Below are 14,780 nucleotides of genomic sequence, written 5' to 3' on the forward strand. Positions count from 1 at the left end.
TCAGTCGAGCCCGGCGGTCGCGGCGAGGTCGGCCTGCTCGCGCGGGCTGAGGGCGTCCTCCGGCTTCTTCATGCGGCTGAGGACGACCATCAGAGCGGCCGAGAGCAGCATGAAGAAACCGACGATGAACATCGGCGCGCGGTAGTCGCCCGTCACGTCCGTCACGAGGCCCGTGATGTACGGCGCGCTGAACCCGGCGAGGTTGCCGACGGTGTTGATCAGCGCGATGCCGGCGGCCGCGGCCACGCCCGTGAGGAACTGGGTGGGCAGGGTCCAGAAGTTCGGCAGCGCGGCGAAGATGGCCATGGCCGTGATCGCGATGACGGCGATGGTGAGCGCGGGGGACTGGGCGTAGAGCGCCAGGGGGATGCTGAGGCCGCCGACGACGGCCGGGATCACGATGTGCCACGTCTTGAGGCCGCGACGCGAGGCGTCCCGCGACCAGAAGTACAGCGCGAGGGCGGCCGGCACGTAGGGGATCGCGGTGATGAAGCCGCGCTGCGTGACGGTGAACTCCGTGCCGAACTGCTCCTGGAAGCCGCCGATGATCGTGGGCAGGAAGAACGCCAGGGCGTAGAGGCCGTAGATGAAGCCGAAGTAGATGAACGACAGCATCCAGACGCGGCCGTTCTTGAAGACCACACCGAGTCCGGGGTGCTTGCCCGAGGTCGAGACCGCACCGGTCTTCGTCGAGGCCTCCTTGACGAGCGCCTGGGTGAGCCAGACCTGCTCCTCCTTCGTCAGCCACTTGGCGTCGGCGGGCTTGTCCTTGAGGTAGAACCAGGCGATGATGCCGACGACGATCGCGGGGATCGCGACGCCCATGAACATGAAGCGCCAGCCCTCGAGCCCGAAGAAGACGCCGTCGTGGCTGATGAGCCAGCCGGCGAGCGGGGCGCCGATCACGGTGGTCAAGGGCTGCGCCAGGTAGAACAGCGCGAGGATCTTGCTGCGGTGCGCCGCGGGGACCCAGAGGCTCAGGAAGAGGATCGCTCCGGGGAAGAAGCCGGCCTCCATCACGCCGAGCAGGAACCGCAGGGCGACAAGCTGCTCGAAGTTCTGCACCCAGGTGAAGAGCAAGGCGACGATGCCCCAGGTCACCATGATCCTGGCGAGCCACTTGCGGGCGCCGAACTTGTGCAGGGCGAGGTTCGACGGCACCTCCAACAGGATGTAGCCGATGAAGAAGACGCCGGAGGCGAAGCCGAACTGGGCGGCCGACAGTGCGAGATCGGACTCCATGCCGTTCGGAGCCGCGAAGCCGATCGCGGTGCGGTCGAGGTAGTTGATGAAGAACATCAACGCGACGAACGGCACCAGGCGGATGGCGACCTTGCGGATCGCGGACTTCTCGACGGCGCTCTGAGGCGCGGTCGTCTGGGCGGGGGTGTCCACAGTGACTCCTAGGGATCTAACGACGTTGTCGGATGACGTCCGCGACCGATGTCGACGACGTGCGGAGATCATCGTGCCCTCGGTCGGCCCAACTTGTCAACCGGTTGACCAATTGGCGCGAGGCGAGAAGGAGGTGAGCGCGCCGTCGGGGCGTCGCTGGGTAAGCTCGCCCCGTGCCGGCCTACCCAGAGAGCGACCCCACGAGCCTCGATCTCGAGCTCGAGATGGTGCCGCGAGGAACGGCGGTCAGCGAGGTCGTGAAGCAGCTCGTCGGGCTCCTGACGGCGGGGGAGCTGGCCCCCGGCTCTCGCCTGCCGCCCGAGCGGCAGCTCGCCGAGCGGATCGGCGTGGGGCGGTCTGCCGTGCGCGAGGCCCTGGCTGCCCTCGAGATCCTCGGGGTGGTCATGGTCCGTCCCGGGTCCGGCACCTATCTGCGCGACCAGGCGTCGGAGCTGCTGCCGACGACCCTCAGCTGGGGTCTGATGCTCAACGCCGCACGGACCCGCGAGCTCATCGAGGTGCGCGGCGGCCTGGAGATCCAGGCGGCCGCCTACGCCGCAGAGCGGGCCAGCGACGCGGACATCGACGCGATGCGGGCCTACATCGCGGTCATGGCCGACTCCCTCGACGACCTGGACGGGTTCCTGCAGGCGGACATCCGCTTCCACCTCCAGATCGCCCTCAGCGCCGACAACATGGTGCTGAAGGACCTGTTGCAGAGCACCCGGTCGCTCCTGCGGCTCTGGGTGGAGCGCGGGCTGAGCGAGCGGAGCCAGGCGGAGGCTGCCTACCGGGAGCACCGGGCGGTCTTCCTGGCCATCGAGGCACACGACCCGGACGCCGCGCTCGCGGCGATGCGGGAGCACATGGCCACGGCGGCCGATCGTGTCAGGAGCGCACCGGTCGCCTGACACCCGCGGCTACGGCGCGAGGCCCTGCAGGAACGCGAAGTGGCCGCGCAGCGCCTGCGACCCGGCCGGGGTGAGCGTCACCCAGGTCCGGGCCTGGCCCTTGGCGCGCTGCACGCGTCGGAGCTCGACGTAGCCGGCCTCGGTGAGGGTCTTGAGGTGCTTGCTGAGGGTCGCGTCGGAGACGTCGAGCCCCTCTCGGAGCACCCCGAACTCGACCTCGCCGCCGCGTGCGAGCATCGCGCAGATCTGCAGCCTCTGGGGAGCGTGCACGACGGCGTCGAACACCGGCTCGGGTGCGGCTCCGCTCACCGGGCGTCCCCGGTTCCGAGCTCGCCGCCCAGGCGGCGACGGGCGGCCGCGTCGGCAGGGGGTCCGAGGGCGAGGGTGACGACTCCGGCGACGCCGGCGGCGACGCCGACCTGCCACAGCGGCTCGTCCTGGGCGATGACGACGAAGGCCAGGGCCGCGACCATCACGACGAGGGCGATGATCGCCCAGGGGGCCCCGAGCGCGAGGAACCGCCACCGCTCGGGGTTCGCGCGGGCGATGCCGACGTCACGGACGCGGCGGCGGGAGAGGGCGATGAGACCGACGACGCCGAGCAGCATCCACCCGGTGCTGTCGGGGGCGCCGAGACCGTAGACCGTCGCCGCGACGAGGAGCCCTCGGAGGACGTGCACCCACCAGGGCGAGCGGACCCTGGCGGCCATGCGGGCCTGGGCGTCGTTCGCGACCCGGAAGGCGGCGACCGGGTCGACGGGCTGGGACGAGTCGTCGTTCGAATGGCTTTCCATGTCGGCGCCACTAAGTGTTTCCGAGATGGAAAGTCAACCAGGACGAACGATGCGTCCCACGGCCGTCGCCACGACGTCCTCGTCGGCCGGCTCCGGGTCGAGGGCACGGTGGATCGTGAGGCCCTCGATCAGGGCGTCGAGCAGGCGGGCCGTCTCGGGGTCGAAGTGCTGCTCGAGCGCGGCGCGGCTCAGGGCCATCCACCTCTGCGTGATCGACCGGTACTCGGGGCGTCGCGCCGCGAGGGTGTAGAGCTCGTGGGTGAGGACCAGGTCGCGCTGGCTGCCGACGACGTCCCGGGTGACGATCTCGACCACCGCGCGCTGCGCCTCCTGCGGGGTGAGGTCGCCGGCCAGGCGGCGTCGGAACCGCTCGGCCACGCGGTCTGCGAAGAGCGCGAACGCCTCGAGGAGGAGCTCGTCCATCCCGTCGAAGTGGTACGTCATGGAGCCGAGGGGCACGTCGGCGGCGACCGCCACGCGCCGGTGGGTGGTGCCGTCCACCCCGACCTCGGCGACGACGTCGAGGCACGACTCGAGGATGCGGTCCCGTCGGCCGGGGTCCGTCCGGCGGGGCGAGCGGGCAGCGGTCATCCCGTGACGCTCCGGACGACCCTCGCGGGGTTCCCGACCGCGACGACGCCGGCGGGGACGTCGCGGGTCACGACCGCGCCGGCGCCGATGACGCTGTCGTCGCCGATGCTGACGCCCGGGCAGACGACGACCCCGCCGCCCAGCCAGACGTTGTCGCCGATCGTGATCGGCAGGGCCGCCTCGAGCCGGTCGCGACGCGGCCCAGGCTCGACGGGGTGCGTCGGCGTCAGGAGCTGGACGTTCGGCCCGATCTGGCAGTCCTCGCCGATCGTCACGGCGGCGACGTCGAGGGCCGTGAGGTTGTAGTTGACGAAGGTCCGGGCGCCGATGCGGATGTTCTCGCCGTAGTCGACGAACAGCGGCGGCTTCACGAACGCGTCTTCCCCCAGCGATCCCAGCAGCTCCTCCAGCAGGGGGCGGGCTGCGGCCTCGTCCTCGACCGCGGCGCGGTGGTACGCGTCGGCGAGCCGGACGGCGCGCTGGGCGAGTCGGGCGCTCTCGGGGTCGTCGGCGACGTAGAGGTCGCCCGCGAGCATCCGCTCGCGGTTGCTGCGTCCGTCGCCGGCGAAGTGGTCCTGTGTCATGTGTACAAGCGTACACTCGGCGTCATGACCGACATCGACTGGAACTCCGGCACGTGGACGACGGCCCCCGCACAGGTGGACGTCGCGTCCGACGGCCTGCGCGTGACGGCCGTCGAGGGGAGCGACGCCTGGCGCACCACCTCCTACGGCTTCGTGCACGACACCGAGCACGCGCTGCTCGTGCCGTTCGAGCAGGAGACGGCCCAGGAGGTGTCGTTCCGGCTGGACTTCACCGCCCAGTTCGACCAGGCGGGCATCTTCGTCAAGGTCGACGACGAGACCTGGACCAAGGCCGGCGTCGAGCGCAGCGACGGCGAGGAGAGCCTGGGCGCGGTCGTCACCCGCGGCGTGTCCGACTGGTCGCTCTCGCCGGTGCCCGGCTGGCACGGCCGCGAGGTCACGATCCGCGCGAGCCGCTCCGGCGACGCGCTGACCGTCCGGGCCCGCGTGGACGACGAGCCGTGGCGGCTCGTCCGGGTGGCGCCGCTCGACCCCGGTGCCCGTGTCTCGGCGGGGCCGATGTGCTGCGCCCCGTCGCGCGGCGACCTCACCGTGCACTTCACCTCGTGGACGACCGGCGAGGCCGACGCGAGCTTGCACCCCGAGAGCTGAGGCGGCGGCGAGCCGGGTGCCGGTCGGCCGCGGAGACGGTAGACAGGAGTCCCCGCACACCGACAGGAGCACCATGACCGACCCCGACGAGCTCGGTGGCTCCGCCGCGGATCGCCGCTTCCGCGAAGCACTCCGTGAGGGCCTCGCGGCCGCCGAGCGCGAGAGCCAGGCCGAGGCCGAGGCCGAGGCCGAGGCCGAGAGCGGGGGCGGGGGCGAGAGCCTGGGTGAAGGTGACGGGCACGGCAGTCACGAGGCCGAGACGCGCGGCCCGACGGCTCGCCGACGTGGTCGTGGCCCCGGTGCGGCTGTGCCTTCCCGGTCCCGCTCGGACGTGTTCATGGACTGGGCGCCCCTCGCCGTGGCCGTGCTCGCGATCGCGGCGATCGTCGGCATCGCCCTCTACGGGATCAACGGCGGCGACCTCGGCCCCTGGTGAGCGCCGGGACTTGCACCTGACGCGACGTCATCTGGTCTGGTGGGGACCGTTGCACCACCTCCCGCGCACCCTCAGGAAGGCCCCGCCGTGTCCTCGTCCTTCATCCCGCCTCGCCAGGTCGCCATCGGCGACGCCGCCTCGTTCGTCGGCACGACGCCGAGGGCGATCCGCCACTACCACGCGCTGGGGCTGCTGCCCGAGCCCGAGCGCGACGGCGGCGGGCGCCGTCGCTACGACTACGACACCATGATCCGGCTGCTCTGGATCCGCAAGATGACCGACGCGGGCATCGCCCTGGGTGACATCCGCGACGCCTTCGCGGGCGCCTCCGCCGACGGTCCTGCCGCCCTCGACTCGGTCGACGCCGGAGCTCCGGACCGTGCCGCTGCCGGCCAGGGCGACGTCGCGGACGTGCTCGAGCAGCTGGAGGCGACGCTCGAGGCGAAGGAGGCGGAGCTGCAGCGCCAGCGAGCCGCGGTCCGCCGCATGCGCGCCCTGGGCAGCCGGACCGGCCTGCTCGACGAGTTCGTCTCTCAGCGGCTCACGGGCCTGCCCGAGGGCTCGCTCCGCCAGGACGACCTCGACGCCCTGCTCGTCACCGAGCGGATCTTCGGCCCGCTCGGCGCCGCCGTGCAGGCCGGCCGTTTCGTCGCGCTCGCGACCCGACCCGAGCTCCGCACGGAGTCCGATCGCGTCGACGCGGCCGAGGCGGCGCTCGACGACACGGTCGCCGTCGACGACCCCCGCGTGGCCGAGGTGGCCGCCGAGCGGCACGCCTTCGAGGAGGTGCTGCTCGCGGCCATCGAGGAGTCCGGCCAGGACGCGGAGGACGACGCGCTCGTCGCGGCCTGGGACGAGCTGCACCCGGAGGGGGCCGACCTTGAGCCCGACACCGACACCGGCGCCGACGGTGGGTCCGGGTCCGGTCGTCGGCGGAGGTCGCGGAGCCTTGCCGACGCCGTCGGCATGATGCCCTACGACTTCTCCCCGGCCCGGGCTCGCTGCCTGGAGCTCGCCCTCGAGCTGTCCCTGGCCGGCGCCGTGGACGAGTCGAGCACGAGGGCGAAGGCGCGCGCGGGCGCGTCCTCCTGACCCGTCCGTCCGTGCCGGCACCCGCTGGCAGGCGAGGGGCGCCTCCCGGATCAGCTCACAGCGTCGTCGTCAGCACCCCGCCGTCCGCCCGGAGCGCAGCCCCGTTGGTCGCCGACGCGACGGGGCTCGCGAGGTAGGTGACGAGCGAGGCGACCTCCGTCGGCTGCAGGAACCGCTCGAGCAGGGTGGTCGCGTTCTGGCCGATGACGGCGTCCCGGACGGCGGCGACGGGGATGCCCTGCGCCCCGGCGATCCCCGTGACGGTCGCCTCGACCCCGTCCGACCAGGTCGGTCCGCCGAGCACGGTGTTCACCGTGACCGCCGTGCCCCGCGTCGTCTTGGCCAGGCCGTTGGCCAGGGCTATCGTCGCCGCCTTCGTGACGCCGTAGTGCACCATGTCGGCCGGCACCGAGACGCCCGACTCGCTGCCGACGAACAGCACGCGACCCCAGCCGCGCTCGAGCATGCCCGGCAGGAGCGCCCGCGACAGCCTGACCCCGCTCATCACGTTCACGTCGAAGTACCGCTGCCACTCGGCGTCGTCGATCGTCGCGAACGGCGCCAGGCCGAACAGCCCGACGTTGGCCACGAGCACGTCGACGTCGCCGAGCTGGTCGATCAGGGCCGCGACCTGGGCGGCGTCGGAGAAGTCCGCGGCGATGCCAGCGACCGGCACTCCGGGACGTTCCGCTCGCAGGCGGGTGACCGCCGCCTCCACCCGGGCCGGGCTCCGGCCGTTGAGCGTGACGTGCACGCCCTCGGCGGCGAGGGCGGAGGCGACGGCCCAGCCGATGCCGCCCGTCGAGCCGCTCACGAACGCGGTCCTGCCGTCGAGCTGCATGTCCATGTCTCTCCGATCCCTGGTCCGGCGTCCGGGACGCAGATGACTTGCCTGAGCAAGTCACGATACGCGCGATGACTTTCCCGAGCAAGTCATCGCGGCTAGGCTGGCCGCATGTCGCTCAGCACCGACGAGCTCGCCACGTGGGCCTCGCTCGCCACCCTCCTCGAGCGCCTGCCGACGGCGCTCGACGCGCAGCTGCAGCGCGACAGCGGCCTCACGCACTTCGAGTACGGCGTCCTCGTCGCCCTCGACACGGCGCCGGACCGGACCCTGCGGCTCAGCGTCCTCGCCGGCTACGCCGCCTGCACCCTCTCTCGGCTCTCCCGCGCGATGACCAGGCTCGAGAAGAGCGGTCTCGTGCAGCGCGCCGTCGACCCCACGGACGGCCGCTTCACGCTGGGGACGCTGACCGGGCATGGCCACGACGTGGTGCGGGCCGCGACGCCGGGGCACCGCGAGCTCGTCCGCCGACTCGTCTTCGACGTGCTGACCGACGAGGAGGCGCGGCGCCTGGGGCAGCTCACCGGTCACCTCGTCGAGGCCACCGGCCCCGGGTCGGCGTGGTCGCCGCCGTCGCCCCCGGCCCCGCCCGCCTAGAGGGACGCGCCCCGGCGGGTGAACCGACACGAAGTGCTGTCGGAGGGGCGGAACAGAGCGTTCTCCGCCGGTTCGCCCGGTCCGTCGGGGGTGAGAGGCCCCAGATCGAGCTCAGGAGGTGCGGGCAGGTCGATCCGAGGCCTCTCACCAGCATCGCGGCGTCGAGAGTTCACCCCCAGCGGCGCCCCTCACCGGGCTGCGCCCCCGTCTCTCGTCGGGGGTGCCCCACCGGAGCACCCATCCCGCCGCCCCGGCGTCGTACGGTCGATGCCATGGACAACAAGAGCGAGGTGCGGGACTTCCTCACCACGAGGCGAGCCCGTGTGACACCCGAGCAGGTCGAGCTGCCCGGCGGCCCTGGTCGGCGGGTGCCGGGCCTGCGACGGACCGAGGTGGCGATGCTCGCCGGCGTCAGCGTCGAGTACTACTCGCGGCTCGAACGCGGTGGCCTCGGGGGCGTCTCGGAGGCGGTGCTCGAGGCGATCGGCAGCGCGCTGCTGCTCGACGACGCCGAGCGGTCGCACCTGGGCGACCTCGCCCGGGCAGCCAACGAGTCGCCCGTCCGCAGCCGCTCGCGGGCCCGCTCGCGGCCGTCGGGCATCTCCCGTGCCCTGCAGCTCGCCCTCGACTCGGTGACGGCCGGCCCGGCCTTCGTCCGGAACGGCCGGATGGACGTGCTCGGCGAGAACGCGCTGTTCCGCGCCCTCTACTCCGATCTGTACGCGCTCCCCGACCGCCCCGTCAACCTGGCCCGCTACGTGTTCCTGCACCGCGAGCTGGCCGAGGCGTTCTACCCGTCGTGGTCGATCGCCGCCGACATCAACGTGGCCATCCTCCGCACCGAGGCGGGCCGCGACCCGCACGACAAGGCGCTGCACGACCTCGTCGGCGAGCTCTCCACGCGCAGCGACGAGTTCCGCGCCCGGTGGGGCGCGCACGAGGTCCGGCACCACGCGTCGGGGAACAAGTCGTTCCGACACCCGGTCGTCGGCGACCTCGAGCTCGTCTACGAGGCCATGGAGCCGATGGGGCAGCAGGGGCTCAACTTCTTGATCTACAGCGCCGAGCCGGGCTCGCCGACCGAGGAGCGCCTCCGCCTCCTCGCCAGCTGGGGCGCGACCCCCGCCAGCCAGGAGGTGCGGGAGACCAGGCAGGCCGCTGGCCGGCACCCGAGGAACGACGACGCGCGACGAGAGGACACCCCCCGATGAAGTACGGACGACTCGGCACCACGGGCCTGCGCGTCAGCAGGATCGGCCTCGGCTGCATGAGCTACGGCGACCCCACGCGGGGCCTGCACACCTGGACCCTCGACGAGGACGCGTCCGCGCCCTTCTTCCGCCAGGCGGTCGAGCTCGGCGTGACGCTCTGGGACACCGCGAACGTCTACCAGCAGGGCACCGGCGAGGAGTTCGTCGGCCGTGCCGTGCGCGAGTACTCGCGGCGCGAGGAGATCGTGCTCGCCACGAAGGTCAGCGGCAAGGTGCACGACGGGCCCGGCGGCTCGGGGCTCTCGCGCGCGGCGATCCTCGAGCAGGTCGACGCGTCGCTGCGGCGCCTCGGCACCGACTACATCGACCTCTACCAGATCCACCGCTTCGACGACGAGACGCCGGTCGAGGAGACGATGGAGGCGCTGCACGACCTCGTGAAGGCAGGCAAGGTCCGGTACACGGGTGCGTCGAGCATGTTCGCGTGGCAGTTCGCGAAGCTGCAGACGGCCGCGGCCGTGCACGGCTGGACGCCGTTCGCGTCGATGCAGGACCAGTACAACCTCCTGAAACGCGAGGAGGAGCGGGAGATGATCCCGCTCTGCGCCGACCTCGGCGTCGGGCTCGTCCCGTACTCGCCGCAGGGCAAGGGGCGGCTGACGAGGCCGCGCGACGTGACGACGGACCGCTCGGCCGTCGACGAGGTCGCGAAGGCGTTCGACACCGACGCCGACGGCCCGGTCATCGACGCCGTCGAGCAGGTCGCCGCCGAGCACGGGGTGTCGATGGCGCAGGTCGCGGTGGCCTGGGTGCTGCGGAACCCGGTGGTCTCGGCCCCGATCGTCGGCGCGACCAAGCCGCACCACATGGCCGACGCCGTGGCCGCGCTCGAGGTCGAGCTGACCGACGACGACGTCCGCCGCCTCGAGGAGCACTACGTGCCGCAGGCGCCCTTCTGGTGGTGACCCACGGCGCTCGACCGGCTCGGGCGGCATCCGGGACGTCCGGACCTTGACGGTGGGGATGCCGAGGGCGAGGGTGTGCGCATGACCCTCTTCCTCAGCTGTCCCGTCACGGACGTCGAGCGCGCGACCGCCTTCTACGCCGCGCTCGGCTGGGACCTGCAGGCGGCGACGTCGGGCCCCCAGTCGTCGTGCTTCGCGATCGCGCCCGAGCAGAACGTGATGCTGACGAGCCGCGCGATGTACGAGAGCGTCGGCGGCGTCGAGGAGCTGATCGGCGGGCCCGACACCCCCTCGAAGGTGACGGTCTCGTTCGACCTGCCCAGCCAGGAGGCGGTCGACGAGCTGGTCGAGCGCGCCGCGGCCGCAGGCGGTCGCGTCGGCGACACCGACGACTACCCGTTCATGTACCAGCGCCAGTTCGACGACCTGGACGGGTACCACTGCTCGCCGTTCTGGATGAAGCCGGACGCCGAGGCCGACGCCGACGCCGACGCCGACGCCGACGCGACCGCTTCCGCGTAGGCGCCCACCGCCTCCTGGAGTGCACGGCCCGTCGCCTGCGGTCTGGCTGGACGCCCCTTCGTGCGCGAGGTGCACTCTCGGGGCATGACCGAACGAGACGACACCTTCACCGCCCTCACCGTCCAGCGCGCCCAGGAGAACGTGGACGCCGGGGGCAAGCCCTTCGCGTGCCTCCTCGTCCGTGACGGCGAGGTCGTCGTCGAGGCGAGCAACCACGTCGCCCAGACGGGCGACCCGACCGCGCACGCCGAGATCCTCGCCATCCGTCAGGCCGCCGAGCAGGGCATCACCGACCTGCGCGGCTTCGACGCCTACGTGACGGCGTACCCGTGCCCGATGTGCCTCGGCGCGCTCTACTACGCGCAGCCCGACCGGGTCATCTACGCGGTGAGCCGCGAGGAGGAGGGCGAGCACTACGAGGACGGCAACCGGCTGATGAGCCTCGCGACCTTCTACGACGAGTACGCGAAGGCCCCGGAGGACCGCGCCCTGGCGGCCGAGCAGGGGCACGTCGAGGGCGCGACGGCGCCCTTCGCGGACTGGACCGCGCGGCACTCGTCCTGACGCCTCCTCGCAGGTGGGTCGCATGCCTCTTGACAGCGGCGACATGTAAGTGTTCACTCAGTCACATGACCACCGCCGCCGGCACCGCCCTCCGCTCGACCGCCGAGGCGCAGCGCGCCCGGATCACGTCGGCCGCGGTGAGGGTCTTCGCCGAGAAGGGGTACCACGCGACTCCCGTCGCGGACGTGGCCGCCGCCGCCGGGGTGTCGCCGGCCTACGTGTTCCGGCTCTTCCCGGGCAAGCTCGGGGTGTTCCTCGCGGCCGTGGAGGACACGTACTCGCGGGTGGCCGTCGCCCTCGTCGAGGCAGGCGAGGCGAGCTCGTCGACCGACCCGGCGGGCCGTCTCGACGCGATGACGGAGGCGTACGTCGCCCTCGTCGAGGACCGCGACCTGATCATGATGCAGTCGCAGGCGCAGAGCGCGAGCGCCGTGCCCGAGATCCGCGCCGCCGTGCGCGACGGCCTCCGCGACGTGGTCCGGGCGGTCGAGCGGGTCTCCGGCGCAGCCCCGGCCGACGTGCAGCGGTTCATCGCGTACGGTCAGCTGTGCCACCTGATCGTGCAGACGGACCTCTCGTCCGTCGGCGACTCCTGGGCCGCCTCGGTGACCGCGGGTATCCGGCACCGGTGACGAGCGCCTCCTGCACTCTTCTTCTTTCCTGTCCGCACTTGTGACTGACCAGTCAGTAATTACCCCCACCACCCACTCGAGAAGAGAGATCACCATGACCGACACCACTGCTCCCTCCGCCACCACCACCCGCGTCGTCCTGCCGGGCGTCGTGCCGCCCTCCGGGCTGCTGATCGAACAGGTCGCGACGCCCGAGCCGCGAGCGGACGAGCTGCTCGTCACCGTCGAGGCGACCGGCATCTCGTTCGCGGAGCAGGCCATGCGGCGCGGGCGCTACCCCGGTCAGCCAGCGTTCCCCTTCACGCCCGGCTACGACCTCGTCGGGACGGTGTCGGCTGTGGGCCCGGGCGGCGACGGCTCGCTCGTCGGCCGCCGCGTCGCCAGCCTCACCAAGACGGGCGGGTGGGCGACCCAGGCGGTCGTGCGCGAGCGCGACTCGGTCGTCGTGCCCGACGGCGTCGCCGCCGAGGACGCCGAGACCGTCTCGGTCAACGGGGTGACGGCGTGGCAGATGCTGCACAGGTCGGCACGGGTCCGGCCCGGCGGGACGGTGCTCGTCTTCGGCGCCAACGGGGGAGTGGGCGGCATCCTGATCCAGCTCGCGCTGCACCACGGCGTGCGGGTGATCGCGGCGGCGTCGCCTCGCCACCACGACGTGCTGCGCCGTGCCGGCGCCGAGCCCGTGGACTACGCCGATCCCGACCTCGCCGCGCGCGTCCGCGAGCTCGCCCCCGGCGGCGTCGACGCCGTGTTCGACAACATCGGCGGAGAGGTCACGCGCACCGCGTGGACGATGCTCGCGCCCGGCGGCACGCTCGTCGCCTACGCGATCGCCAGCGCGACCGGAGGCACGGGGAGCATCTGGCCGCCGTTCCTGCGGCAGCTCGTCCGGATCGGGGCCTGGAGCCTCCTCCCCAACGGCCGACGGGCGACGTTCTACGACCTGTGGAGCGGGCACTCGCGCACGCCGCGACGGTTCCGTGCCCGTCTCGAGCACGACCTGGGGCAGGTGCTCGAGCTCGTGCGCGACGGCGTCGTGACGGCGAACGTCGCGGCCCGTTTCCCGCTGGAGGCGGTGGTCGAGGCCCTGGAGCTCGCCGAGTCCCGCACGCTCGCCGGCAAGGTCGTCCTGGTGCCGTGAGCTGGCGGGCGGCTGCCGGCTGTTGGCCGCGGGCAGCTGCCGGCGGCCGCCGCGGCAGTGTCGGCGGCCGGTGCTACCGTCCGGGCATGACGTGGGAGGAACGACCGTGACCGAGGTGATCGGCGCGGTGAGCGGCGAGCCGCGGCCCGACCACCTCCTCCCGCAGCAGGCGGCCGAGGCGGTGCACGCCGGGTTCCCGTCGCCCGCGCAGGGGTACTACAACGGGCCCGTCGACCTGAACCGGCACCTGATGCGCGACCCGACGGCGACGTTCCTCGTGCGGGTCAGCGGCGACAGCATGACGGGCGCCGGCATCTTCGACGGCGACGAGCTCGTCGTCGACCGCGGGCTCGACGCGCACGACGGGCACGTCGTGGTCGCGGTCGTCAACGCCGAGCTGACGGTCAAGCGCCTGTCCTGGCGCGACGGGCAGATGGTGCTCAGCCCCGAGAACCCGGCCTACCCCGAGATCGTGCTGTCCGAGCTCGACGAGGCGACGATCTGGGGCGTCGTGACGAGGTGCCTGCACCGTGTCTGAACGTCTCGGCCCCGCGTCGGCGTCGGCGTCGGCGTCTGCGCCTCGTGTGTCCGGTCGCAGCATCGCGATCGTCGACGCGAACAACTTCTACGTCTCGTGCGAGCGGGTCTTCGACCCGTCCCTCGAGGGTCGGCCGGTGGTCGTCCTGTCGAACAACGACGGCTGCGTCATCGCCCGGTCCGAAGAGGCGAAGGCGCTGAACGTCGACATGGCCGCGCCCTGGCACAGCATCGCGCCGATCGCCGAGATGCAGGGCGTCGTGGCCGTCTCGAGCAACTACGAGCTCTACGGCGACATGTCGGCCCGGTCAGCCGAGGTGCTCAGCCGCTACACCAGCAGCCAAGAGGTGTACTCGATCGACGAGTCGTTCATCGAGCTGACCGGCACCCTCGACGAGACGATCGCGCAGGCGCGCGAGATCCGGCGGGCCGTGCGCAAGCTGATCGGCCTGCCCGTCAGCATCGGCATCGCGCCGACGAAGACCCTCGCGAAGCTCGCCAACCGCGGCTCGAAGCAGAACCGGGCGCTGGGAGGCGTCTGTCACCTGGGCAGCTACGCCCCCGACCGGCAGACCGCGATCCTCGCCAGCGTCGACGTCGGCGACGTCTGGGGCATCGGGCGCCGCACGGCGAAGAAGCTCGCACCGCTCGGCGTCCACACCGCTGCCGACCTCCGCGACGCCGACGCCGCACGGATCCGCGCCCGGTTCGGGGTCGTGCAGGCCCGGGTCGTGCACGAGCTGCGCGGCGTCGACTGCCTGCCCATCGAGGAAGTCCAGCCCGAGCGCGAGCAGATCTACCACTCGCGGTCGTTCGCGGTGCCGGTCACCACGGTGACGGAGCTCGAGGAGGTCCTGTCGGTGTACACGCAGCGGGCCGCGGCTCGGCTGCGGAGGCAGGGCTCGCTCACGCGGATGATGCGCTGCTTCGCGGCGACCTCTCCGTTCTCGGACAGCGCCGCGCACACGAACCACTCGGTGTCGGTGGCGTTCCCCGAGCCGACCGACGACGCCGCGACCCTCGCCCGCGCGGCGATCGCCGCGCTCGGCCCGCAGCTCGAGGCCGGCAAGCGGTACGTGCGCGCGGGCGTCACGCTGATGGAGCTCACCCCGCGCGACGAGCACGCGAGCCTCGACGTGTTCGAGCTCGAGGGCGCTGCACCACCGGCCTACGGCGCGGTCATCGACCGCATCGCGGGCAAGTTCGGCGAGGACACCCTCGGGCTCGGGGTCGCCGGCCTCCGTCACCGACGAGGTTGGTCGATGAAGCGCGACATGGTCTCGCCCCGAGCGACCACCCACTGGGACGAGCTCGCCACCGTCAAGGCGAACTGACCCGCGTCACCGGACGAG

The 14,780-nt window shown here is 72.4% G+C and carries 19 protein-coding genes; 13 read left to right on the forward strand and 6 right to left on the reverse strand.

Annotated features, from left to right (window positions below):
- Entirely contained in the window at positions 1-1,395 is a 1,395-nt protein-coding gene (locus IFT90_RS12985) for an MFS transporter (protein WP_371740954.1), read from the reverse strand.
- A gap of 173 nt (positions 1,396-1,568) precedes the next feature.
- On the opposite strand from IFT90_RS12985, the gene IFT90_RS12990 reads away from it, so the two are divergent.
- A complete protein-coding gene (locus tag IFT90_RS12990) occupies positions 1,569-2,306 on the forward strand; it encodes a FadR/GntR family transcriptional regulator (RefSeq protein WP_371740953.1) in 738 nt (245 codons plus the stop codon).
- A 9-nt stretch (positions 2,307-2,315) separates the two neighbouring features.
- On the opposite strand, the gene IFT90_RS17090 is transcribed toward IFT90_RS12990, so the two are convergent.
- Genes IFT90_RS17090 through IFT90_RS13010 form a run of 4 tightly spaced genes read right to left on the reverse strand, consistent with a single transcriptional unit; the run spans position 2,316 to position 4,275 of the window.
- On the reverse strand, positions 2,316-2,615 hold the full coding sequence (locus IFT90_RS17090; RefSeq protein WP_192042649.1) for a transcriptional regulator: 300 nt from the start codon (positions 2,613-2,615) through the stop codon (positions 2,316-2,318).
- Complete coding sequence (locus tag IFT90_RS17095) at positions 2,612-3,100, reverse strand: hypothetical protein (protein ID WP_192042650.1); 489 nt, start codon at positions 3,098-3,100, stop codon at positions 2,612-2,614. Before IFT90_RS17095 ends, IFT90_RS17090 begins: the two co-directional genes overlap by 4 nt.
- A gap of 33 nt (positions 3,101-3,133) precedes the next feature.
- Positions 3,134-3,691 carry a TetR/AcrR family transcriptional regulator gene (locus tag IFT90_RS13005; protein ID WP_192042651.1) on the reverse strand — a complete coding sequence of 186 codons (558 nt, stop codon included), beginning with the start codon at positions 3,689-3,691 and terminating at the stop codon, positions 3,134-3,136.
- Positions 3,688-4,275: a sugar O-acetyltransferase gene (locus tag IFT90_RS13010; RefSeq protein ID WP_192042652.1), complete on the reverse strand. Its 588-nt coding sequence runs from the start codon at positions 4,273-4,275 to the stop codon at positions 3,688-3,690. Before IFT90_RS13010 ends, IFT90_RS13005 begins: the two co-directional genes overlap by 4 nt.
- A 24-nt stretch (positions 4,276-4,299) precedes the next feature.
- On the opposite strand from IFT90_RS13010, the gene IFT90_RS13015 reads away from it, so the two are divergent.
- From IFT90_RS13015 to IFT90_RS13025, 3 genes are all read left to right on the forward strand, one after another.
- Complete coding sequence (locus IFT90_RS13015) at positions 4,300-4,887, forward strand: DUF1349 domain-containing protein (protein ID WP_192042653.1); 588 nt, start codon at positions 4,300-4,302, stop codon at positions 4,885-4,887.
- A 73-nt stretch (positions 4,888-4,960) separates the two neighbouring features.
- On the forward strand, positions 4,961-5,323 hold the full coding sequence (locus IFT90_RS13020; RefSeq protein WP_192042654.1) for a hypothetical protein: 363 nt from the start codon (positions 4,961-4,963) through the stop codon (positions 5,321-5,323).
- A gap of 87 nt (positions 5,324-5,410) precedes the next feature.
- Positions 5,411-6,415: a MerR family DNA-binding transcriptional regulator gene (locus tag IFT90_RS13025; RefSeq protein WP_192042655.1), complete on the forward strand. Its 1,005-nt coding sequence runs from the start codon at positions 5,411-5,413 to the stop codon at positions 6,413-6,415.
- 55 nt (positions 6,416-6,470) lie between these two features.
- On the opposite strand, the gene IFT90_RS13030 is transcribed toward IFT90_RS13025, so the two are convergent.
- On the reverse strand, positions 6,471-7,262 hold the full coding sequence (locus tag IFT90_RS13030; protein ID WP_192042656.1) for an SDR family NAD(P)-dependent oxidoreductase: 792 nt from the start codon (positions 7,260-7,262) through the stop codon (positions 6,471-6,473).
- 108 nt (positions 7,263-7,370) lie between these two features.
- Here IFT90_RS13030 and IFT90_RS13035 point away from each other — a divergent pair, with 108 nt between their 5' ends.
- The 9 genes from IFT90_RS13035 to IFT90_RS13075 all read left to right on the forward strand — a co-directional run bounded on the left by IFT90_RS13035 (position 7,371) and on the right by IFT90_RS13075 (position 14,762).
- On the forward strand, positions 7,371-7,856 hold the full coding sequence (locus IFT90_RS13035) for a MarR family winged helix-turn-helix transcriptional regulator (RefSeq protein WP_192042657.1): 486 nt from the start codon (positions 7,371-7,373) through the stop codon (positions 7,854-7,856).
- Between the two features lie 272 nt (positions 7,857-8,128).
- A complete protein-coding gene (locus IFT90_RS13040; protein ID WP_192042658.1) occupies positions 8,129-9,067 on the forward strand; it encodes a helix-turn-helix transcriptional regulator in 939 nt (312 codons plus the stop codon).
- Positions 9,064-10,032 carry an aldo/keto reductase gene (locus IFT90_RS13045; protein WP_192042659.1) on the forward strand — a complete coding sequence of 323 codons (969 nt, stop codon included), beginning with the start codon at positions 9,064-9,066 and terminating at the stop codon, positions 10,030-10,032. Before IFT90_RS13040 ends, IFT90_RS13045 begins: the two co-directional genes overlap by 4 nt.
- An 81-nt stretch (positions 10,033-10,113) precedes the next feature.
- On the forward strand, positions 10,114-10,554 hold the full coding sequence (locus tag IFT90_RS13050; RefSeq protein WP_192042660.1) for a VOC family protein: 441 nt from the start codon (positions 10,114-10,116) through the stop codon (positions 10,552-10,554).
- Positions 10,555-10,638: 84 nt separating this feature from the next.
- Positions 10,639-11,118 carry a nucleoside deaminase gene (locus IFT90_RS13055; RefSeq protein ID WP_192042661.1) on the forward strand — a complete coding sequence of 160 codons (480 nt, stop codon included), beginning with the start codon at positions 10,639-10,641 and terminating at the stop codon, positions 11,116-11,118.
- A 65-nt stretch (positions 11,119-11,183) separates the two neighbouring features.
- Complete coding sequence (locus tag IFT90_RS13060) at positions 11,184-11,750, forward strand: TetR/AcrR family transcriptional regulator (RefSeq protein WP_192042662.1); 567 nt, start codon at positions 11,184-11,186, stop codon at positions 11,748-11,750.
- A 94-nt stretch (positions 11,751-11,844) separates the two neighbouring features.
- Positions 11,845-12,891: a medium chain dehydrogenase/reductase family protein gene (locus tag IFT90_RS13065; protein WP_192042663.1), complete on the forward strand. Its 1,047-nt coding sequence runs from the start codon at positions 11,845-11,847 to the stop codon at positions 12,889-12,891.
- A gap of 127 nt (positions 12,892-13,018) precedes the next feature.
- Complete coding sequence (locus IFT90_RS13070; protein WP_371812320.1) at positions 13,019-13,429, forward strand: LexA family protein; 411 nt, start codon at positions 13,019-13,021, stop codon at positions 13,427-13,429.
- Positions 13,422-14,762 (forward strand): Y-family DNA polymerase, encoded by a 1,341-nt coding sequence (locus tag IFT90_RS13075; RefSeq protein ID WP_371812312.1) that lies wholly within the window; start codon positions 13,422-13,424, stop codon positions 14,760-14,762. The genes IFT90_RS13070 and IFT90_RS13075 overlap by 8 nt, the downstream gene beginning before the upstream one ends.
- The last annotated feature ends 18 nt before the right edge of the window (positions 14,763-14,780 follow it).

Origin of the sequence: Frigoribacterium sp. CFBP 8766, assembly GCF_014841435.1 — a bacterium.
Lineage (GTDB): Bacteria > Actinomycetota > Actinomycetes > Actinomycetales > Microbacteriaceae > Frigoribacterium.